The organism is Bacillus chungangensis, assembly GCF_030812995.1.
GTDB classification, from domain to species: domain Bacteria; phylum Bacillota; class Bacilli; order Bacillales; family Bacillaceae_C; genus Bacillus_CF; species Bacillus_CF chungangensis.
In genome coordinates, this window is sequence record NZ_JAUSTT010000009.1 from 14,468 (window position 1) to 35,837 (window position 21,370).

Annotated in this window: 23 protein-coding genes; 1 reads left to right on the forward strand and 22 read right to left on the reverse strand. The window is 39.5% G+C overall.

What is annotated here, in order from left to right:
- Window positions 1-27: 27 nt before the first annotated feature.
- From J2S08_RS08615 to J2S08_RS08655, 11 genes are all read right to left on the reverse strand, one after another.
- A complete protein-coding gene (locus J2S08_RS08615) occupies window positions 28-675 on the reverse strand; it encodes an HAD family hydrolase (RefSeq protein ID WP_307228603.1) in 648 nt (215 codons plus the stop codon).
- 93 nt (window positions 676-768) lie between these two features.
- Window positions 769-1,497 carry a class I SAM-dependent methyltransferase gene (locus tag J2S08_RS08620; RefSeq protein ID WP_307228910.1) on the reverse strand — a complete coding sequence of 243 codons (729 nt, stop codon included), beginning with the start codon at window positions 1,495-1,497 and terminating at the stop codon, window positions 769-771.
- 454 nt (window positions 1,498-1,951) lie between these two features.
- The gene (locus tag J2S08_RS08625) at window positions 1,952-2,167 is read right to left on the reverse strand and encodes a YdbC family protein (protein ID WP_307228605.1); all 216 of its coding nucleotides are present in this window, start codon (window positions 2,165-2,167) and stop codon (window positions 1,952-1,954) included.
- 179 nt (window positions 2,168-2,346) lie between these two features.
- The gene (gene tnpB / locus J2S08_RS08630; RefSeq protein ID WP_307228607.1) at window positions 2,347-3,501 is read right to left on the reverse strand and encodes an IS200/IS605 family element RNA-guided endonuclease TnpB; all 1,155 of its coding nucleotides are present in this window, start codon (window positions 3,499-3,501) and stop codon (window positions 2,347-2,349) included.
- A gap of 10 nt (window positions 3,502-3,511) precedes the next feature.
- On the reverse strand, window positions 3,512-3,709 hold the full coding sequence (tnpA, locus tag J2S08_RS22495; RefSeq protein ID WP_370875658.1) for an IS200/IS605 family transposase: 198 nt from the start codon (window positions 3,707-3,709) through the stop codon (window positions 3,512-3,514).
- 5 nt (window positions 3,710-3,714) lie between these two features.
- A complete protein-coding gene (locus J2S08_RS22500; protein WP_370875659.1) occupies window positions 3,715-3,792 on the reverse strand; it encodes a hypothetical protein in 78 nt (25 codons plus the stop codon).
- A complete protein-coding gene (locus J2S08_RS22505; RefSeq protein ID WP_370875653.1) occupies window positions 3,764-3,907 on the reverse strand; it encodes a transposase in 144 nt (47 codons plus the stop codon). Before J2S08_RS22505 ends, J2S08_RS22500 begins: the two co-directional genes overlap by 29 nt.
- 336 nt (window positions 3,908-4,243) lie before the next feature.
- On the reverse strand, window positions 4,244-5,818 hold the full coding sequence (locus J2S08_RS08640; protein ID WP_307228609.1) for a SagB family peptide dehydrogenase: 1,575 nt from the start codon (window positions 5,816-5,818) through the stop codon (window positions 4,244-4,246).
- A gap of 21 nt (window positions 5,819-5,839) precedes the next feature.
- Window positions 5,840-7,783 (reverse strand): TOMM precursor leader peptide-binding protein, encoded by a 1,944-nt coding sequence (locus J2S08_RS08645; protein ID WP_307228611.1) that lies wholly within the window; start codon window positions 7,781-7,783, stop codon window positions 5,840-5,842.
- A complete protein-coding gene (locus J2S08_RS08650) occupies window positions 7,780-9,714 on the reverse strand; it encodes a putative thiazole-containing bacteriocin maturation protein (protein WP_307228613.1) in 1,935 nt (644 codons plus the stop codon). Before J2S08_RS08650 ends, J2S08_RS08645 begins: the two co-directional genes overlap by 4 nt.
- A 172-nt stretch (window positions 9,715-9,886) precedes the next feature.
- The gene (locus tag J2S08_RS08655; protein ID WP_370875654.1) at window positions 9,887-10,141 is read right to left on the reverse strand and encodes a heterocycloanthracin/sonorensin family bacteriocin; all 255 of its coding nucleotides are present in this window, start codon (window positions 10,139-10,141) and stop codon (window positions 9,887-9,889) included.
- A 282-nt stretch (window positions 10,142-10,423) separates the two neighbouring features.
- Between J2S08_RS08655 and J2S08_RS08660 the strand changes: the two genes are divergently transcribed.
- On the forward strand, window positions 10,424-10,885 hold the full coding sequence (locus J2S08_RS08660; RefSeq protein ID WP_307228616.1) for a GNAT family N-acetyltransferase: 462 nt from the start codon (window positions 10,424-10,426) through the stop codon (window positions 10,883-10,885).
- Window positions 10,886-11,054: 169 nt separating this feature from the next.
- On the opposite strand, the gene J2S08_RS08665 is transcribed toward J2S08_RS08660, so the two are convergent.
- The 11 genes from J2S08_RS08665 to hxlB form a co-directional block, all read right to left on the reverse strand.
- Window positions 11,055-11,561: a P-loop NTPase family protein gene (locus tag J2S08_RS08665; protein ID WP_307228618.1), complete on the reverse strand. Its 507-nt coding sequence runs from the start codon at window positions 11,559-11,561 to the stop codon at window positions 11,055-11,057.
- 808 nt (window positions 11,562-12,369) lie between these two features.
- On the reverse strand, window positions 12,370-12,999 hold the full coding sequence (gene hxlA / locus J2S08_RS08670; protein WP_307228619.1) for a 3-hexulose-6-phosphate synthase: 630 nt from the start codon (window positions 12,997-12,999) through the stop codon (window positions 12,370-12,372).
- An 83-nt stretch (window positions 13,000-13,082) separates the two neighbouring features.
- Window positions 13,083-13,919 carry an SDR family oxidoreductase gene (locus J2S08_RS08675; protein WP_307228621.1) on the reverse strand — a complete coding sequence of 279 codons (837 nt, stop codon included), beginning with the start codon at window positions 13,917-13,919 and terminating at the stop codon, window positions 13,083-13,085.
- Window positions 13,920-13,931: 12 nt separating this feature from the next.
- Complete coding sequence (gene uxuA / locus J2S08_RS08680; protein ID WP_307228623.1) at window positions 13,932-14,993, reverse strand: mannonate dehydratase; 1,062 nt, start codon at window positions 14,991-14,993, stop codon at window positions 13,932-13,934.
- A gap of 16 nt (window positions 14,994-15,009) precedes the next feature.
- Window positions 15,010-15,633 carry a bifunctional 2-keto-4-hydroxyglutarate aldolase/2-keto-3-deoxy-6-phosphogluconate aldolase gene (locus J2S08_RS08685; protein WP_307228625.1) on the reverse strand — a complete coding sequence of 208 codons (624 nt, stop codon included), beginning with the start codon at window positions 15,631-15,633 and terminating at the stop codon, window positions 15,010-15,012.
- A 4-nt stretch (window positions 15,634-15,637) separates the two neighbouring features.
- Window positions 15,638-16,666: a zinc-binding alcohol dehydrogenase family protein gene (locus J2S08_RS08690; protein ID WP_307228627.1), complete on the reverse strand. Its 1,029-nt coding sequence runs from the start codon at window positions 16,664-16,666 to the stop codon at window positions 15,638-15,640.
- Between the two features lie 11 nt (window positions 16,667-16,677).
- Window positions 16,678-17,952, reverse strand: a complete 1,275-nt coding sequence (locus J2S08_RS08695; RefSeq protein WP_307228629.1) for a TRAP transporter large permease — start codon at window positions 17,950-17,952, stop codon at window positions 16,678-16,680.
- Window positions 17,949-18,443, reverse strand: a complete 495-nt coding sequence (locus J2S08_RS08700; protein WP_307228631.1) for a TRAP transporter small permease — start codon at window positions 18,441-18,443, stop codon at window positions 17,949-17,951. Before J2S08_RS08700 ends, J2S08_RS08695 begins: the two co-directional genes overlap by 4 nt.
- Before the next feature lie 324 nt (window positions 18,444-18,767).
- Complete coding sequence (locus J2S08_RS08705; protein ID WP_307228633.1) at window positions 18,768-19,766, reverse strand: TRAP transporter substrate-binding protein; 999 nt, start codon at window positions 19,764-19,766, stop codon at window positions 18,768-18,770.
- 21 nt (window positions 19,767-19,787) lie between these two features.
- Complete coding sequence (gene allD / locus J2S08_RS08710; protein WP_307228635.1) at window positions 19,788-20,798, reverse strand: ureidoglycolate dehydrogenase; 1,011 nt, start codon at window positions 20,796-20,798, stop codon at window positions 19,788-19,790.
- 10 nt (window positions 20,799-20,808) lie between these two features.
- On the reverse strand, window positions 20,809-21,354 hold the full coding sequence (gene hxlB, locus J2S08_RS08715) for a 6-phospho-3-hexuloisomerase (RefSeq protein ID WP_307228637.1): 546 nt from the start codon (window positions 21,352-21,354) through the stop codon (window positions 20,809-20,811).
- Window positions 21,355-21,370 lie beyond the last annotated feature (16 nt).

Below are 21,370 nucleotides of genomic sequence, written 5' to 3' on the forward strand. Positions count from 1 at the left end.
TTAATTAAAAAGTACAACCAAAGGAAATTAGCGAATAATTGATAGAATACCGCTTATATGTTCTACGCGAGCAACAGCCTTTACACCTTTATTCTCCATTTCTTCTAAACTAGTACGGTAGCTTATAAAAGGAATGCCAGCTGCATTGGCTGCCTTCCCATCAATCCATGAATCCCCAATCGTAATCCATTCCCCCATTTTTATCTCTTGAAATTCATTCATCACAAAATGAAATCCTGACGGCGAAGGCTTTAGTGAAGTCATCTGTTCTCTGGCAATAATGAAGTCAAAATAGGAAACAATATCTGTGTACTCAAGCGCCTTTAAAGCAGCCGGATACGAATTATTCGTTAACACGACTAGCGTATATTCCTGTTTAATAGATTGAAGCAATTCTTTTACACCAGGTTCAAGCCCTGCTCCTGCCATGCCAACTTCTTCATGTTTTGCAGCTATATCCATAGAAGTTTGATATAACGCATCTGTCAAACCGAATTGCTTCGCATGCTCAAGCATTGAAGAAGGAGTATGGTCTTGCACTGGAAAGGAACTAGGCAAGACTTTATTTTCCACTAATAACGTAAAAATATCTTGTTTCATTGCTGAAAAATCAATTTTAGATTGCAGCAATGTATTATCCATATCGAAAATAATGCCTTTTGTACGAATACTCATGATAAAATTCTCCTTAACATGATGATTAATCATATAATCTATCATAACAAAATACAATGATGAAAATAAATGCCAATATTGCAAAAGCTTATCCTATTTTTGAACAACCAAAGTGATGGCATTGGTTTTTAACTGGATAGACGTTTGACCTCTCATAATATGGTATGCGAGCGGTTTAACTGCAAGGTGGATTGTTTTCCAGTTTTTATAGACTTTTTGTAATATGTTCACCATCTCATCTGTTGGAAGATTTATTTCTATTAATGCATCCTTTTTTCGCCTTGTTTCAATATCTATTTCTTCTACATTAGAATTGACAATCAGGCAATTGACACCCTTGCTTTTCGTAGCAGCCTCCATAGATTGGAGCACTTGAATAAATGTTTCCTCTGTTCGAACATGTTCTAGACTTGATACTGCAACAATGTAGTCATATTCATCCTTCTTCATCACAAAATCACTTAAATCCGCTTGATGAAGATAGATAGTATCTTCTACATGATAAGCTTGACTATACTGTTTTAATTTTTGCAGCGCTGTCTCAAGCAGATCAACACAAATCACTTTACCATTCGAATTTTTCACTTTTTCAGCAATTGGTATACTATTTCTCCCTACTCCACAACCCAAATCAAGAATAGTTAGGCTATCTTTTTCAGCTAATAATGCCAGCGCATCCATCACGGTTTTTACAGGTTTATGAAGCCAAGAACCCTCTTCAAATAATGTGTAATTGTTATAACAGCTTTCATGATATTTCTTCTCTTCTTGCCGAATATACTCGATTCTATTCATCACCCTGATCTCCTGTCGCGAAAAAATGATTGTGATAACGTGGAATACATGTATGTTATATTTCTATTGATGTGTACTTTTTACGTCGTTTTCATTAAATCGAAAGCTTCTACAAATAAATCTCGTACCTATTTAAGGTTAAAAATAACGTTGATCATTTAATTGAAGAAATTCGATAATCGTTAAAATCGAACCTTGAAAAGATAACATCATGTTCATCATGGGGGAGTTGTATACAGTTTGTATCGTTTGAATAAAAATGAAGAATGAAAAAGACAGCTAAAAGAAACAAAATGAAATACTATAGGCAGGAAAAAACATCGGTTTTTCTGTCAACTTTAACCATTATCAGGCGGCTCTAGCCTTCAAAAAATAAGCGATGAAATCAATCGTATGTCTTTAAAATGAACGTAAACTCCCTACTTTATTTTTATTTGAAAAAACAGGTAAAATAGTATCTTCTAAATTTCAAACAATCGGTTTATTCTTTTTGCAATACTTCCTTTAATTTTTCAAACTCTTCGCTGCTTAATGTTACACCCTTGCCCATTTTTTCATGATCTGGAGCCCAGTCACGAAGATCGTATTTTGGTTCCCGTCCATTCCAACTAATGAGGTTTAGTTCTTTCCGCCATCCCTTTGGCGATTCAGAAAGAACCGCGATATGTTTTGTAATTTCAAATTTGATATCTGCCATAATTAATCCTCCTAAGAAATGAATCATTACAACTTATTATAATGGAAAAATCTTTCTCTCTCCATTAAAATGAACAAACGCATCCAATCGTCTTATGATTGAACTACCCGCCACTTAGCACTCTTACGAGTTGCTTGAAGTGGGGGATTCCTACGAACACCAGTGTACCCACCAGTTATTTAGTAGGCTACCCCCGTAGTTCCTACGGTTAGAAGTCTTATGGCTTCGTTTTTAAGATTTTGTCCTGCGTTAATATCTCTATCATGATGTGTATCACAAGAAGGGCAATTCCATTCGCGAAGATTGAGATTCTTAACGTCTTTGTTTTGGTAGCCACAAACTGAACATAATTGAGAGCTTGCAAAGGTTTTAGATACAGTTACTATCTGTTTGCCATACCATTTTGCTTTATACTCCAACATTGTTCTAAATTGTGACCATGACACCTCACTAATTGCTTTCGCTAACTTATGGTTTTTCAACATATTTGACACTTGCAAATCTTCAATACCAATCACATCGTGGTTTTTGATGATTTCAGTAGAGACTTTTTGCAAATAGTCTGTTCTTGTATTAGTGATTTTTTCATGAATACAAGCCACTTTACGCTTTTGTTTTTGATAGTTCTTAACGTCATTTAATTTACATTTTCGTTTTAATGCTAATTCCTGTCGTCTAGAAAGAATGCGTTGTGCTTTCGCTAATTTTTCTTCAAGTTTACGAAACCATTTAGGATTGCCAAATACTTGACCTGTAGAAAGGATTGCAAAGTCTTTTAGTCCCATATCTATTCCAACAGATGAGCCAGTTTTAGGCAGTTCTTGCACTTCTGTTTCAGCAAGAATGGATACAAAGTATTTGCCACTTGGATTACAGCTAATTGTAGCATTAAGAATACGACCTTCTACATCACGACTTTTTGCAAACTTAACTAATCCAAGTTTAGGTAATTTCATTTTGTTGTCTACAATGGCAATATTCCCATTTGTGTGCTTTGTTGTATAAGACTGAACTTTATTCTTTTTAGACTTAAAACGTGGTGCTTTGTTCTGTTTCTTGAAGAATCGTGAATACGAATCAGCAAGATTTTTGAGTGATGATTGAATAGCAATGCTGTCTACTTCGTTCAACCAAACTAATTCTTTCTTTAGTTGTGTTAATTGAGATGAGCAAGCGTTATAAGTTAATCCTTTGCCTGTCACTTTGTAAGCATCATTCCATTGTGCCAAAAAGTGATTGAATACAAAGCGAGAACAACCGATTGTTTTAGTAATTAGTGTTTTTTGTTCTTTGTTTGGATAGATACGGAACTTATACGCTTTATTGACTAACATTGATTTCACCTCACTTCATACCTTGATTTTCAATATACTTCTTAACTACATGGATGGGAGAGCCCCCAGTAGTTAGTAGACAAAAACTTCTTGACCAAAACATTTCTTTCCATAGTTTTTCTCTTACTTGTGGAAAGTCCTTTTTAATCATTCGAGAACTTGCACTCTTGTAAGCATTAATGAACTTTGATAATTCAGTATTTGGGATGTGCTTTAAATATGGATATGGTCAGAATCGTGATCCCATTCAACTAATGATATATTATATTTCTTGGCTAACTTTACAAACATGCCTTTTGCATGAGTCAGACATTTCATCGTCAAAAACCTTTCTGCGGTATTTAACGACTAATACAAGGTGGTAATACATTAAGAATACTGAATGATTATTACTATCCAATTTCATTGTAATATCAGCCTTCCCTTTAAATAAGACTGATTATATCATAATGCAAAAAAGAAGCAACTTTTAGGCTTACGCCTAACCGACATTCATCTCCCACTTACTCATTGGGCTATCGCCCTTCTCATTCCTTGAAGTGGGAGTCTTCTGTCGGGAACTGATAAAACTCGTCCTTTTGCCAGGAAGTCTTTTCCCCATTCTTATGATATCATTTTACGAACAAAAAACAAACATTTGTTCTGTTATGATGAAAATCTTTATCTTGTGCTGCTAAAGAATCCTCATCAAGTGTGTCTTTTATTTCTATTCATAACAGAACAAAGCTTTAATTGTTTCCTCTTAACTATGCAAACTTCCTGTCAACCAAGGTCGAGGGCGATAGGGGCCAATTGGAACTTGAATGAGGCTTGTTTTATCTTGTAAATCCATTCTGTAAATCTGATCACATATATTCACATCAAATCCAAGGAGTGGATGCCCTCCCATACCGATAGCTGATGACGTTAACAGTAATCGTTGTACGAGCATACCAGCTTCCATTTGCTGAATACGATATCCTCTGTACCCCAGCTGCGATCTGAAATGATCCTTATCGCCTGCTACATGTAGGCAGAGTGGCACTTGGAATAAGTTAACATTATCTAAAGCCATTCCGTATTGCAGCTGGAGTCGATGATCTCCAAGCTGTACTTGACGCAGTACATGGGCAGTACTGTCATAATAATAAGCACCATCCGGTATCCCTTCGACATGATGCAAACAGCCATACAAAGAGACTCGATCCACAGACTTTTGATGGGCTCCATCCAAATCATTTCGGTACGAAAAAGAAGCAGTCGCTTCTAGCAACAGGCCGGCTAACTGTAATCGTGTCACCTTCCCCAATACGAAATCCATATCCGGAGAATAGCGCTTTCGACAAACTGAGGCAAAATCATATGACAGCCGCTCTACGCGAGGCAGTATTAACGATTCCCCTACATAATCCGACCTCTTTTGCGCTCTAAACTCCCGAAAAGACCGCGTAGATTCGATCATAGAGGCTTGATTCATCTTTGTTAGCATCGGATACTCTTTGATTCGCTGTGATTTAACGTAATGATGATGATGAATCGATCCCAATTCTCGGCACAATTCGGCAGCAGTTGTCGTGTCGTCATTGCCGCTATCGTAAAAAAACCAATTTGTTTGTTCCACCGATAAAGGGATAACCGCATATACACTTTCCTCTTGGTCAGATAGGCCAAGTAGATGGTTAACCGCCTGATCAAGAAATTGGAAGTATACTCCCGATTCGAAGCCAAAACGTTTCGCCACTTCTAGTAGCTGTCCAATCAGCACGCCTGCGTCCAAGCCTTGCAGTCGATAAGCAAGGTTATTGTATTTAAAAAAATTTTTCCAAAACATTGTTGAGACAAACACTGTACCAAAACAAGTGGATAAGTCACAGCGATTACCAAGCGCCTGATTAATATATGAGTCAAAATTACCTTCTCGCAACAATACCAAGCGATGATGTGCTGCATCAAAATGGTACACTCCATCAGGCAAGTCTTTCAACTTCAAATATACATATAATTCATTTGGATACAATGCTCCGCCGGATGGAACGAACCGCCGATAAGACATGAAGTCGGCTGCTTGTGTGATAGGATCAGAAGAAAGAACGGACTGGGAGATTTGATTAAGACCGAAAGTATACCATAGGAAATGTCCAATTTTACGAAGGTTAGGATTTTTAGATGATTCCCATCCCTCAAGTGTCAGCGGCACTTCCAGAGAAAGCGGAACAATAGATGAACAACGGTAAAGTTTATAGGAAAGAGGCGCATCTTCCCAATCTACTTCCCAGTCCGGCGGGCTTACCTTATCAATGTCAACATGGAGATGATGCAGAAATTCCTCTAGACTCATCCTCTTACCTCCTCATAACAATTAAGGAAACGGATGTGGATATGGATTTAGCTGGTCATATGTCAGCGGCTGTTTTACATAACCAAGTTCCATTGGCACCCTTAATACCCTTTCTAGTCCTGTAAGTCGAGTAAGGTGATGTCCGAATGTCATTGGCAGCATTCCCGGAATTAACACTTTCACACAATATAATCCGTTTCGGCTAATTTCTGGTGTTGTCTGATCTACTACAATAACATCAAGATTTATTTGGTTAAACATTTGAAGCATATCCCGAAGATCATCGGTCAAGTCTGTATGGGTAGACTCCCATTTAAATTCTTCATCAAATGTTCGCAACGGCCGATTATCATCCAACAAAAACTGCAGGCGTTCTTGCGCTTGCGGCAAACCGTACAGCATGCCATGATCTTCCATATGTCGAACGAAAGAAGAATCATGCAGCATTTGTACATATTTTTCGCGGTTTCCCTCAAATTTCTCGTCAAGCGTCAGCATCATTCCAGCCAATTCGTGAATTGCACTCTTTGCAGCCCTTATAGGATCTAAATGAGCTCCAGCTGCACAAATGATATTTAAACCTTTTTCTTTCCTGTTTTTCGCTAATGCCCAAATGCTTGGAATTCCATGCTCCAATGTCGAGTTAAATAAATGTAGATCATAGCCTGCTATCGTGCGAACACGTTCTACCATTAACTTCAATTCTTGGTCGTTAACAGAATGAAGGTCTAAGCGCGGGAGACCTAGTTGTGCGTACCAAGTCATCAGGAACGAATCACGCTCCACTACTTCCAAAATAGCATAGAAAATAGCTTCTTCTAAACTTCCACCTAAGGCGCATCCATTCGAAGTTTCATAGACAAATCCCTGGCTGCATCCTAAGCTGTAATAGGCAAGCAGCTCCGGCACAAGAAGCGGCCGCTCTTGTAATAATGAATAGCCCCATACCCAATTCATTTTACGATCAGGATGAAACGCTTTAAATGGAAAATGAGGTTTTACATACTGCTCCTTCGCGTGCACCCCTACTTTAAAAGGATCGAGAGCTTGATCTTTTAAGTTGCGGTAACAATCATAGACGACTGTCCGTTTTCCGCGGGGGGCCAGACCGCAGGAACGCTCCAAAGCTTCCAAAATAGCAGTTAACTCGCTTACCGCATATGAGTTGGTTCGTCCTGCAGTTGCTTCATCCCCTGCCAATAAGGGGAGGTTTACAATCACATCTGCAAAAGGGGGCACCAAGTCATACATTTTGCCATTTAATAAGCCTGTGCGGAAGTCTAAATAATCTTTATGCAGAACTTTTTTCAGATCGTCCATCGAACGGCAGCGGTAACTGTCGGTATTCATTTTCGGACTTGGTTGCAATGAAATTTGGGCTGCTGTCGACGAGTCGGCGGGCAACTGACTACAGACTGAACATAACGAATTGGGTAAAACGAAGTGGCATGAGCTCTCTAGTGTTTTCATGTTGATTAAAAACATTCGTTCTTCTAAGCAGGGATGAGAACCTTGCAATACCTTTTTTGCTTCTGCACTAATGAAATGAGCTATCTGCAAAAGCCCTGTACGTGATGCCCATGGATCATGCGATATTCCTCCGTTTTCGGCCATCTGCTGCTGCAATTCCACCATCTCTTTGCGGTCGTTTCCTGCCAAAAGACGCCTCATATCCGCACACTGAAAGCATCCCGACGCATCCGGTTTTACAAGCGGCCCGACAACGCCCACGCCAAATGAAACGAATCCGCGCAGCCAAGGAATGCCGATTGGCCTTAGTACCTCTTCTGCCTTTTGATACACGGCAGGATTCCAGGCATCATGTAGCATCAGAACTAAATCAGCGGCTTCCGGCACTCCTTCCTCCAAGCTAGTATGACGAACGATCTCGTATTGAGCGGACAAATCTATACACACATGCTCTGCTAACAGTCCTTCGCCGACAACGAGCACAATAGCACTCACCGAGATTCCTCCTCTCGCAGCAACACTCCAAATACTCCTGCTTGCTCCCCTTTTATAAATGGTTCTAATTCTAGTTCGAGGACGAGGAGGCGCTTGTGCTTCCGTTTTAAGACCTGTATAGCAGACTGCAAAACCTCGGTTTGCGTCGTCTTATCACACGAAGCAACTTCAATACTTAACGGCGCCTTTTCTTCCAAAACGACAGACGAACGCTTTGTAGGGAAAATGTCTTTGCTTTGCGCCTCCATAATTGCCCTTTGCAATGCTTTTTGCAGCGCCATTGTCTGATTCAAACCGACACTGCTATACCAGCGGTGATTCGTACTAACCCACATGACAGGAAAGCCAGACACTTCCTCTCCTAAACCAATGATCGGCTCTCCGTGCATCGTCGCTAGTGCCTGTAAATAAAACTGGCAGCGTTTATCTTCTACCGTACTTAACTGCACCGGAGTAACAACATGAATGTTATCACTTTTTTGTTTGCTTTGCTCCTCAGCCAAACACCTCTGCAGCCCTCGGCAAACTCCTTCCGCCAACGTTTCTCCCGCTCCGATACCAACATATTCTTGCGGTTCTATCATCTTTTCTAGCTCTAGAGTGGTTGCAAGTTGACTAATCATTCGCGTGACGTACATTTCAATCCCGGACAATCCTGCTTCTCGCCGTGCCTCCTCATGCGTCAGACCTGTACAAATAATAGTTGGCAACAATTTAACAGGCCCCTCTGACAATGGATCAACTGTTTGGACGGAGCACTGAGCCAACGGCAGCTGTTTTAAATCTCCCTCCTCCCATAGATGGAAAATACCTGATTTCTCTGATGTCAATTGGCTGAAAGAAAGAAATAAATCTTTTGATTCCGTTTTGCTCATCCTCTGTTCAAGCCGAAGATCAAAATCTTGAACCCATTTTGCTTTCGCACGTCCAGTTACAAGCGGATGAGGCATAAATGAATGCCAACCGCCTTCCAAAGTTTCTAGATCAAGCAGAAATAATTGCTCAGCCTCTTCTAAATCAAGCACTCCTGTTATCTTTTTAAACAGCTGAAACACGATGACATTAGCAAGCATTGCTTGCGCTGTAGCAGAAAAATCGTGTAATTGCTCGACTTTGCAAAACACAGATTGGTGGATGCGGCGCCATGCGGACTCCCAACATCCGTCAGAATCAGAATGCACTAGCGGACCTGCCAACCCAACTTGCTGCAAACAGATGGCAGGGATAAACACCTTCTTCTGCTCCCGACAGACTTTATGAAGGATTCGCAATTCCTCTAAATCACCCTGAGACACATACAAAATCGAATCAAATGGCTGCACAATTTCTCGCCAAAAGCTTTCCCCCTCTTTTTGCTGGATGATTTCCTCTATCGCCACTTCAGGGTCCGTTTTCCGGGCATGTACCTCCAGCTCCTTTAACCTTTGCCTATTAGTCGAGTCCGAATTAGCAACCACCATGTGGAATTTGGCTATTCCAGATTCAATCAACGCAGAAGCTAAAGAGACGAAGAAAGAGCCAGAGCCGACTGCCAACACTTTGGACTGGCGATAGACTTGAAAACGGTACGCACCGGAATCACCAAAATGGTCTAAAAATTCAATTTGTGAAGCATATTTCTTAAAAACCTGATCCGACAATTGATGTGGACGATCTTGGCTCACATCCCGGACAAATCCGTTTTGATACAGTACCTCTGCAATTTCATATACCCGATCCCGATATGGACCTGGCAATCCGTTTGTCAAATCCCCTAACGTGTACTCCCCGTTCAACATCGGCACCAGCTTTTCAATCCACTGATCGACTGTACTTCCTTCCATACGGAACGAACTTAAGTTGTTCCGAAAATACACACCGCTGTTTGGATCGGGGAGAAAAAACGTGTCCCTCTTCACTTTCAGACGCATATCAGAGGTCAACCTAGTCATTACGCTCCTCCTTACCCGTGAGCTTTTTTTAAAATCTCATTCATCACCTTTTATCCTATGTATTGAAATTTGTCCCTTATGTCTAACCTAAATAGAGAAGGGCCCCTGCAATAACTCATGCAGGTGCAGCCTCTTCTCCTTAAACACACAAAGTTTTATTAGAAAACGATCATTAACCGCCACAGCGACCAGCGCAGCCTCCACATCCGCCGCAACGAAAACAATTAAAGCAGCGAAAACAGTTAAAACAATTGAAACAGTTAAAGCAACGAAAACAATTAAAGCAACGAAAACCGAATCCGAATTGTCGAGATTGATCACTAGTATACTGAGTGTAATCCCAAGGAACTGCCTCGTGGGCATAGAAATCGCCAACATTCAACATTTGAAGATCACTTTGGAAATCATTCATTTTTATAACCTCCATAAATTAAACTAACATGTTATTTACTAGCAAATATGAAACACACTGTGTAATAGATGAATCCACCAATACTTTGAGTACTCTTTCCAATAAAGTATGAAGATGAATGGGTATTGTTACTAGTGTAAACACCCATTTTAGTGAGTAATCGTACAGAAAATTGAAATCAATCATGTTAATCCCAATTAAAGGAAATAAGAAGTGTGAACTGCTTATTATAGGAACTGTAGTGATTGGGGGTGTATATACTATATGGATAGGGAATCATGATTAGAGGTGTAAAAATTGAATATTCGAAAAGCAACAGTAGGAGATGTAACAGATATTTCAAAATTGTATCTAAAGTTAACGAAAGCGATGGCTGATTTGCAACCCTTCTTTTTTAAAGAAGAAACACAAGAAGAATCATTTATCAAAAAGTTAATCGAAGAAAATACTTCCGATATTCTTTTAGCTTGTAATGGAAAAGAAGTTGAGGGATTTGCTTTTATACAAGAACAAGTAACTCCTCCGTTTGCTATATTTCATCAACATCGTTTTGCTTATTTCTTAGATTTATTAGTGAGGCCAGAGCAGCAAGGAAAAGGGATTGGTACAAAGTTGATAAATGCTTGTAAAGAATGGAGTAAGGAGAGAGAGTTAGATTATATTCAGCTTTCTGTTCTAACCAACAATCATTCAGCAATCCAACTTTATAAAAGACAAGGTTTTGAGGAACAGTCCCTTACTATGTATCATAAGTTATAGTTTAAAGATAACCTACTACATATTAGTGGGTTATCTTTCATTCAAAAGATATAATTAAAATAAATAGCCTTTACCCCTTCTCAGACAACTATGTCAACATTGTTTGATTTCCAAGAGCTAATGTCTGTATAAAAAAAGTGATAACTGTCATTTTTTTCTTTTTTGTCCTTTATATCCTATCTAGTTCATTATTATCTTTCAGTACTACTAGTTTACTATTATATCTTTTTAACAGCTGGAAAACTTCCGGCTTATTTTCTTTTTCAAAAGAATGACTCCATTTATACATAAGCCACAGCATTTTAAATGTTTGTTTATAGTTTCCTTTCTCAAACCCTAATTTTTGAACGACAAATCTTTTTATTATTCGATAGTTTCTTTTCCATGTTGCAGTGTCAAGGAATATAATCAAATCTGCAAGCTCAAATCCTCCTAATGTCCATTTGTAATGTACACCTTCTATAATCCAAGCATCTGAATGAATTATTTTATTGAAGTGGTCGTCTCTTACTTCAGGACTATTTCTAATATCTCCATTCGCCGTTCTTTTCCAAACAACGTTATCTAGTTCATAATACGGAATATCCAATTTATGAGATAGCTTTCTTGCTAGTGTCGATTTACCGCTGCCAACTGAACCGATAATATGAATCCTTTTTGGTTTTACTTTGTTCATAGAAAAACACCTGCTTCTAAAAAAAATTATTTATTTATCGTAGCGATTCCTCTGTTAATCATTTAAATAGCTATTCAAACTAGCTTTCCTTTTATGGGAAAAGGAATTAATTTTCGATATCTTTTTTAAAGTGACAACTACTACATAAAAATGTTATTTTTTATGATGAGATAATTACTCCAATTAATGATTGTTAGAAATTCCTTTTCTTTTAATAGAGTAAAATTCTAAATTGCCGTAAAATATGAACGATGTTTGGAGAAATGTTCATAGGTGCTGTCATGAAGAGGCGTCCTTTTTTTTGTTTAGCAGGCTGAGGTTCTCTTCTTGCCTCTATACAACAGGCTCCTCTCCACAATTATAGAGGAGTAATTTTTTAAGAAAATTAATAAATTTGAAGAATAGTATAATATTTACGAATCTATTTTACCATTCGATTTAGAAGTAGTATGTAATCATGTTTTTCACAGTCATATTATAATCCCATCGCCGCGCTTTTGATATGCTTACTTGATCAATAGCGCTCTACAATCCAACGACAAACACATCTATGGCACTGGCTCGAAAGAAGAAGCAACAGCTATTCTATTCAACGGTATGTCAAATACTCCTGCCATTACAGATTCACCGATAGTAATAAGCTGCTTGGCTAGTAGCCTTGGATAAATATCGGTTTGACCATGGAATCTCACATACGTAGATTTTTTTAAAATCCATAATTAGATTATAATCTAATCTCGAATTTTTTTCCGTCAAGTATTGCAGCTTCGAGGCGGGCATACATGCATGTCCGCCTCGTCAAGGTTGTTTAAAATTCGCTAATTAATTCTTTTAATTTTGCACTTGCCGATTTCGGACTATCAGCGCTTGTAATGGCGCTTCCGACGATTGCGATATCAACAATGCTGTTTTTAAGCTCACCGATTGTTTTCTCAGAGATGCCGCCAGCCATAGCAACGTGCAAAGCTTCCGTTCCTTCTACTAACTGCATTAATGAAGGGCTTGCCAATGTACCTTCCTCCTGCATGTCTTTTCCAACATGCAAACAAACTAAGTCAACCCCTAGTTCATTTAGCTCTCGAACACGATTCTGTTGTTGGACGCCAAGTAAATCTACCATTATTTTCTTATGATGTTGGCGAGCCACTTCAAGCGTTTCTTTAATCGTGTTATCGTGAGAAAAGGCCATCACCGTGATGATATCTGCTCCGGCAGCAAATGCTTGTTTTGCTTCATGTTTTCCAGCATCACATGTTTTCATATCGGCAACAATCGTTTTATGCGGATATTGATGTTTTATTTTTCGGACAATCTCCATGCCGTACTCTTTAATCACACCTGTACCGACTTCAATCCAGTCAATATATTCATGCGTTTCCTCTAATATGCCAAAGCAGGCCTCTTCTGATAAGCGATCAAGCGCCAATTGAATTTTCATTGTTTTTTCTCTCCTATTATCTTTGAATAAGAAAACATCCATAGAGACATGTTGTTCCCTATGGATGTGTGATGTTGTTCTGTTTATATACCAGAATACGCCATGAATCCTCCGTCTACTGGAACGGTAATGCCTGTTACAAAACCGGAGTAATCTTCATCGATAAGCCACAGCAAAGTCCCAACTAAATCATTCGGCTTCCCGAAGCGTTTCATTGGGGTATTCATCAAAATTTTCTTAGATCGAGAAGTATGTGACCCGTCTTTATTTAAAAGCAACTCTCGATTTTGTGTCGTTAGAAAAAAGCCGGGTGCAATTGCATTGACACGCAGTCCTGTCTCAGCGAAATGGACAGCCATCCACATTGTAAAGTTGTTAATTGCTGCTTTTGCTCCACTGTAGGCAGGAACTTTTGTCATTGGCGAGTAGGCGCTCATGGAAGAAACGTTGATAATGACAGGAGCATCCTGTTTCAACAGTTCTTTTCCAAATACCTGACTCGTCAAAAATGTACCAGTAAAGTTGCTGGCAAACACTTTCGAAAAACCGGCCTCTTCTAATTCAAAAAAAGATTTCTCAGATGGTTGCTCTTCATATGTTTCGCATGCTGTGATGGCATCGGGATGATTTCCACCCGCTCCGTTAATTAAAATATCTATCCGCCCAAAGGTCTTCACAATTTTTTCTTTCGCAGCTTCTAATGAAGCGCGATCTAAGACATCTGCCGCAACCGCAATTGCTATTCCCCCGGCAGCTTTGATCTCTACTGCAACAGCTTCTCCTTTTTCAACTGTTCGATTTAAAATGGCCACTTTAACACCCTGGCGCGCAAGCTCCCGTGCCATTTCCGAACAGAGCACCCCACTGCCGCCCGTAATAACAGCTGCTTTACCTTGTAAGTTGTCATGAATCGGAAACATTTAAAAATCCTCCTATTTTTCAGCTTGGTAGGCATCCCATAATCCGTGGAGATACATAATTCCGAGGGCCCGGTCGTATAATCCGTAGCCAGGCCTACATTGTTCGTTCCAAATATGTCTGCCATGATCCGGTCTTACATATCCTTCATATTGCTGGTCAGAAAGCTCTTTTATTACACTTTTAATATCGATTGACCCATCTGCTGTTAAATGAGAAGTCTCAATGAAGTCGCCGTTTTCAAAAATTTTCACGTTTCTAATATGGGCGAAAGGCGACTTGCCGGCAAATGTAGCTGCTAGCTTGACCATATTATTGTTAGGATTTGCACCTAATGAGCCTGTACAAAATGTTATTCCGTTTGATGGAGAATGAGAGATTTCAAGTAATTTTTCCAAACTTTTTTCCCCTGTCATAATACGCGGCAGTCCAAAAATAGACCACGGTGGATCATCAGGGTGGATAGCCATTTTAATGCCTGCTTCTTCGGCAACAGGAAGAATGGCACATAAGAAATAAGCGAGATTATCCCAAAGATGCTCTTCTGTCATATTTTCATATGCTTGAAACAGCTCTTGAATTCGCTCCATTTTTTCCGGTTCCCAGCCAGGCAATGTCAAATCAGATGAAGACGAAACGATTTGAATAAGCTCCTTAGGATCGAGGTTTTCCACTTTATTTTTTTCATAAAATAACGCAGTTGATCCATCAGGCATAAGGCGGAATAAATCTGTCCTCGTCCAATCAAAGATCGGCATGAAATTATAGCAGATCACTTTCACACCAAACTCTCCTAAGTGGCGAATCGTTTGTTTGTAGTTTTCAATGTACATATCCCGTTCTTTATTGCCAAGTTTTATTGCTTCATGGACATTTACACTTTCCACTACTTCTGCATGAAAACCAAATGATTGAATATAGTCTATTTCTGAACGAATTTCATCTCTTTCCCAAACAGCTCCAACTGGCTTTTCATGCAAAGCCCAGACGATTCCTTTCACACCCGGAATCTGTTTCACTTGATCAAGATGAACCGTATCATTGTTTCTGCCATACCAGCGAAATGTCATATTCAAAAGAAGTCACCCCGACTTATTCTTTGATTGCTTCTATATACTGTTTACAAAGTGCTTCGACTGCTTTCTTTCCATTATTCAAATAAGCACGATTCAAATCGCTTCCAATCCCAACAGCAGCTGCCCCTGCTTCAAGCCATTCATTCACATTGCTTAAATTGACCCCACCCGTCGGCATCAAGCGAACTTGCGGAAGCGGACCTTTCACAGCAGAAATAAAGGAAGGATCAAATTGATTTGCAGGAAACAGCTTCACAATTCGGCAGCCGCTCTCCCACGCATTTACGACTTCCGTAATGGTCATGCAGCCCGGAAAATAAGGAACACTGTAACGGTTGCACAACTCGGCAATACCTGCCTGGAAATGAGGGCCAACGATAAATTTTGCACCATTTAAAATCGCGTGGCGAGCTGTTTCCGAATCTAATACCGATCCCGCTCCGATTAATGCCTCTTTCCCACTTAACGCTTCAAACACCTTTGCGATTTCCGGAGTCGTATACGTTAATTCAATGATTTGAAATCCTCCGTTTATCGCAGCTTCAGAAATCGCAATTGCCTCTTCTGCATCCGTACCACGAACAACAGCAACAAGTTTCGCATCTTCTACTTTATTTAAGACGTTCATATTTTGGTTCATCTTACTATTCTCCTTCATCAAAAACGATGACCGCTTTCCGTACCTCATTTGGGTTTTGTTCTACAAATGAAAATGCTTTTTTCACATCTTTTAAAGGAAAACTATGTGTGATAAAACCGTCCGTTTTTAGTTTTCCTTCATTTAATAAGGCCACAACTTTAGCAAATTGGTTCGTTTGGAGACGCGAGCCGACTATTGTAACTTCCTTTTTCGTAATCGGCAATTGGGAGATTGCAGCCGGCCGCTCATCAAAGCCTAAAACGACTACTGTTCCAGCAGGGGACACAATATTGACACCTAACTCAAATGTAGAAGGCAGACATACTGCATCAATAACAACATTCGGCCCTTCTCCGTCCGTTAGTTCCAACACGCGCTCTTCAACAGATTCTTTAGAGGCATCAATGATGACATCTGCACCATTTTCTTTTGCAAATAGCAAACGCTCCTCCTTTAAATCGGAAATGATCACTTTCGCACCAGCAAGCTTTGCCATTTTTAATATGCAAATCCCGATCGGACCGCTTCCTTGAATAAAAATAGTATCATCTTCTTGAACATTGCCGCGCCAAACTGCTTGTGCTCCGATTGTATAAGGCTCTGCTAATACGATTTCATCCCATCTAAGAGAAGCATCAACAACATGAAGCTGCTTTTCCGGGAGAACGACAAATTCCCTCATGCCGCCGTCTTCATGGACACCAAATACGGATAACTGTTCACATACATTAACGCGGCCTTTTCGGCATGCATAGCAAGTGCCGCAATAACGGATTGGTTCAATAATGACGTGATCTCCTGCCCTTAACGTTGAAACTTTGTCGCCAACTTCAACGACTTCCCCTACTACTTCATGGCCAACAATGCGGGGATATGTAGCTAATGGATTAGTGCCATGGTAAATATGCATATCAGATCCGCAAATCCCAACCCGTTTTATTTTTACTACTACTTCATCAGGGCTTTCAATCAGAGGTTTTTCTACATCGATCATAACCATTTCCAACGATTTCGAAATTTCAACTGCTTTCATTTTTAAACCACCTATTCAAATAGACTTGGAAGGAACAGTGTTACTTGCGGTACAAAAGCTACAAGTAATAAAATAGCTAAACTGACGCCTAAAAAAGGCACTAGTTCTCTCGTTGTCTTGCCAATCGATACTTTGCCAATTTGGGAAGCGACAAATAAACAAACACCAACAGGCGGAGTCACTAATCCAATTACTAAGTTAAGAACCATCATGACACCGAATTGTACTGGGTCCATTCCGACCGATACAGCTACTGGCAATAAAACTGGGAATAAAATCACAAGTGCCGCAATCGTCTCCATAAATGTTCCAACAAACAACAGTAATAAGTTAATGAGTAAAATAACAACAATCGGGTTTGATGAAATGCTTAAAATCGCATTTGCTACTAATCCTGGAATTTGTTCACTAACCATAATCCAGCCAAATAAATTTGCAAAACCTACTAACAACATAATCGAGGCTGTACTAGTCATGGACGATAGCATGATTTCTGGAATTTTTCGCAAAGGCAATTCTTTATAAACGAAAATTCCGATAACAAATGCATATAGTACTGCAATGATAGAAGCTTCTGTTGGTGTGAAATAGCCGCCTAATATACCAAATAAAATGATAATGGTCATAAAGAGCGCCCAAAACGCGCCAGTGAAACTTTTCCAAATTTCTCTGAATGATTTCCGTTCGCCTTTTGGATAATTGCGTTTCACAGAAATAATATAGGTTGGAATCATTAATCCAAATCCTAGCAGAATTCCTGGTAATGCCCCAGCTAAAAACAAATCGCCAATTGAAACCGACGCTAGCGTTCCTACAATGATCATTGGAAGGGAAGGCGGAATAATTGGCCCCACAGTCGAAGAAGAAGCAGTAACTGCTGCGGAGAAACCAGCGCCATACCCTTCTTTTTTCATAGCTGGAATCAAAACAGCGCCGATACTAGCCGTATCTGCAAGTGCTGTTCCAGAAATTCCCGCAAAACCCATAGAAGAACCAACGTTTGCTAATCCTAATCCACCGCGAATATGACCTACACAGTTATTCGCAAAGTTAATAATACGGTCCGTAATACCCCCGGCATTCATTAAGTTCCCTGCCAAAATAAAACCAGGAATGCAGAGCAAAACAAAAGAGTTTAAGCCACCGAACATTTTTTGAGGAATGATGGTTAAAGGAATATCAGCAACAATCAGGTATATTAACGATGATATCCCTAAACTAAAGGCTACTGGCACTCCTATAAAAATGAGAATAATAAACGAAACAAAAAGCAGCATTGCCATCATAATTCTTCACCACCAAAGTGTTCATTAGCCTCTTGTTTATTAAGAAATAGCTGAACAATTTTTACAATCGAATAAAATACTAAAAATACACTCATGATAAGAATTGCAGCATGTATGACGGACATTTGAAAAGGCATGGTGGCAGAAGTTTGACTGCTTCCAATTAAGATAAATTCATAGCCTTCCATCACCATCACGACATTTAAAACGATGATCGCTATGTAGATAACGATTTCATAATAACGGCGAAAAGATGTTGATATTTTTGATATGATTAAATCAACATTGATAAATTCACCACGCAGCAATGCGAGCGGCGCTCCAAAACAAATCGCATAAATAAACAAATATCTTGTTAATTCTTCCGTCCAAATGGCAGTATACGGCAGATAGCGGGACATAATCTGTATCGTAACGACAATAATGACACTAGCTAAACTGATGACTGTCAAAAACGCAAGTATATTGTCCAACCATTTTCGAATTTTCATCGTTTCTATCCTTTCCTAGAACAAATGCATCTTGGCTATAAGTGTTCATATTTTTATGATCAATGAAAAAAAGTAATTAGCATTATCTAAGAACATTTCATTAAATGCCGGACAACATTGACGACATTTTCCAGATATCATATACCAAGCACCACGATGGATGTTGGAAATCTACTTTTTTAGCAGCTTTACAAAGTAGACAATTGAGCTTTTTATGAGCAACGCGTTTTAAATACGCATATAATGGTGATGCCATGAAAGCTTCAGCATATGGATACCTTTTCATGACATCACAACATGATCTACTTTTTGACTATATTTCTATTACTCTACCTTTAAAATTCTTTCATACAACTCAAATTGTTCTTTTGTAAGTGCTTCTTTTATCGCAGGAGCCATTGCTTCACGAAACGCATCTTGATCAACATCTACAAACTCCATGCCTTCATCTTGTAATTTAGTCTCAATCTCATTGAGTTCAGATTCATAAAGATCGTCGCCAAATGCTTGTGCTTCTGCTGCTGCTTCTTTTACTGCTTTTTTCTGCTCGTCAGTTAAAGCTTCAAATTGCTTGTTGCCAATTAAAATGTAGATCCATGAGTAAACATGCTCAGTGCGGTTCACATATTTCTGTACTTCGTATAAGCCACCGCTCTGAATTAAATCAACTGGGTTTTCCTGCCCATTAATGACACCTTGTTGAAGGCCAGTAAAAACTTCATTAAAATCCATTACTTGTGGTTTTGCCCCTGCTGCTTCCCACACTTTTAAGAATAGCGGCACATTTGGAACACGCATGCTAAAGCCTTTTAAATCGTTTGGAGTCTCAATTGGCTCTTGTGATGTTAAGTTCCGTGGTGCACGTGTATGGTAATAAAGTGGTGTTAATTTAACTTTTTCAATGATTTCTTCTTCAATTTCTTTACCAATGTCGCCTTCGATGACTGCTTTCAAGTGATCTAAATCACGAAATACGTAAGGAACTGCCATTAAAGCTGCTTTAGGCGACCAGTTTTGCATCGTTTCACCAGAAATAACTAAATCAGCTGTTCCAGATTGAATGGCATTAATTGTATCTGTTTCGCCGCCAAGTGAATTGTTGGAGTAAATACTAATTTCAATTTGACCATCTGTTTTTTCATTAACTAATTCTGCAAATTTCTCTGCTGTTTTATGCCAAATATGATTTTGATCCGCTAAATGGCCAAACTTCCATTTAATGACGTCCCCTTTAGATTTTTCACTATTTTTTTCTTTTGATCCACAAGCACTTAACAGCAGCATGACAGCTAGAATACAAGATAGCCATTTCATTTTCTTCATCTTTTTTCCTCCTCTAGATGTTTATTTCGTTAAATATTGATAAACTGTAGAAGCAATAGTAATGCCGTTTTGCATGTTCTCCTCTTCGTTTGCCTGTTCGATGTCCCCTGGAACGAAAACTTTTGAGAAACCCGGAGCTGGAGGTACTTGACGGATTTCATCCATCATGCGATCCATCTTTTCTAAAAATACATTCAAGTCAGTAAAATGTGCTGGATTAATGGCACAAAAATAATGCCCCAATTTACGTTTCTTATCTAAATCGCCGTACATTTTAGCGACGTGCGGCCCAAAAGCTGCACCAGCAAGCAGTCCGGAAAAGATGTCAACAATAAGCGACAATCCATATCCTTTCGGTCCGCCAAACGGCAACAATGAAACTACTTTTGCAGGATCGGATACGGTTTCACCGTTTCCATCGACACCCCATCCAGATGGAATGTCTTTTTGTTCCTCTTGATACTGGAGTATTTTCCCAAATGCTACATTCGATGTTGCCATATCTAAAATGAAAGGCTTGTTTGTTTTAGCAGGCACTCCGTATGCAATCGGATTTGTACCTAGAAATGCTTCTTTTCCTCCGAACGGTACGACGATTTTATCCGTATGAGTCATTGCTATGCCAATTAAATTTTGTTCAGCTGCCATTTGTACAAAATAGCTAAGCGCTCCGCAATGGCTGCTGTTAATGGCAGTAATCATCCCTACCCCATTTTCTTTTGCCATTTTCATCGCTTCTTTCATCGCTACATCACCAATCACATGGCCAAAACCATCATCCCCATCGACAAAGCCAGTGACAGGACCAGTTTTATTAAATTGAATAGTAGCGTTCGGGTTGATTCCACCTGCTTTTAAACGATTGACGTAATGCTCTGTCCGCAGCACACCGTGAGAATTGACATTCCGTAAATCGGCGTGAACTAAAATTTCCGCGACCTTTTCCGCATGATCTTGCTGCAGCCCTGCCTCTTCCAACTTTTGTACAACTAATTTTTTTGCTTCTTCATGTTTCATTGTTACAGTCGACATTTTTCTCCTCCTACTCAAGATTAGCGTGTTTCTTTTTCAGTGTTTCGTGTGTATTTTCATTAGATAAACTATCAATAATGGCAGCATCCAAAAGAAGGTGAGCTGCTTGATCAAATTGATTGCCCAGCGGCTGTATTGTCGCAGGCTCACTTGGCAGGCGATATTTTGTTGCTGCTGGAATGTACAAGCCGTTATGGCAGAAGCTGTTTTGTAACGCTTCTTGATTTGTCGTAATTAGAAAAATCTTTGCCCCCTGCTTTGAAGCGTTTTCATAAATATTCAGTGTTTGCACAGTTTTCGCTGAGCCCGACAACACGATTAAGATGTCACCCTTCTCAATCGCTGGTGTGGTCGTCTCTCCTACGACAAAGACGGTTTTGCCGCTATGCATGAGTCTCATTGCAATCGCTTTCGCCACTAACCCAGAACGTCCTTCTCCAGTAAAGAAAAAACGCTGATTCTGCTTTAATAATTGAACAAACGATTCGTATTCATCTTTATCGACTTTTCTACAGACAGCCTGCATTTCATTCAATATCGTATGTATGGTCTCCATGATGACCACCTCTCTT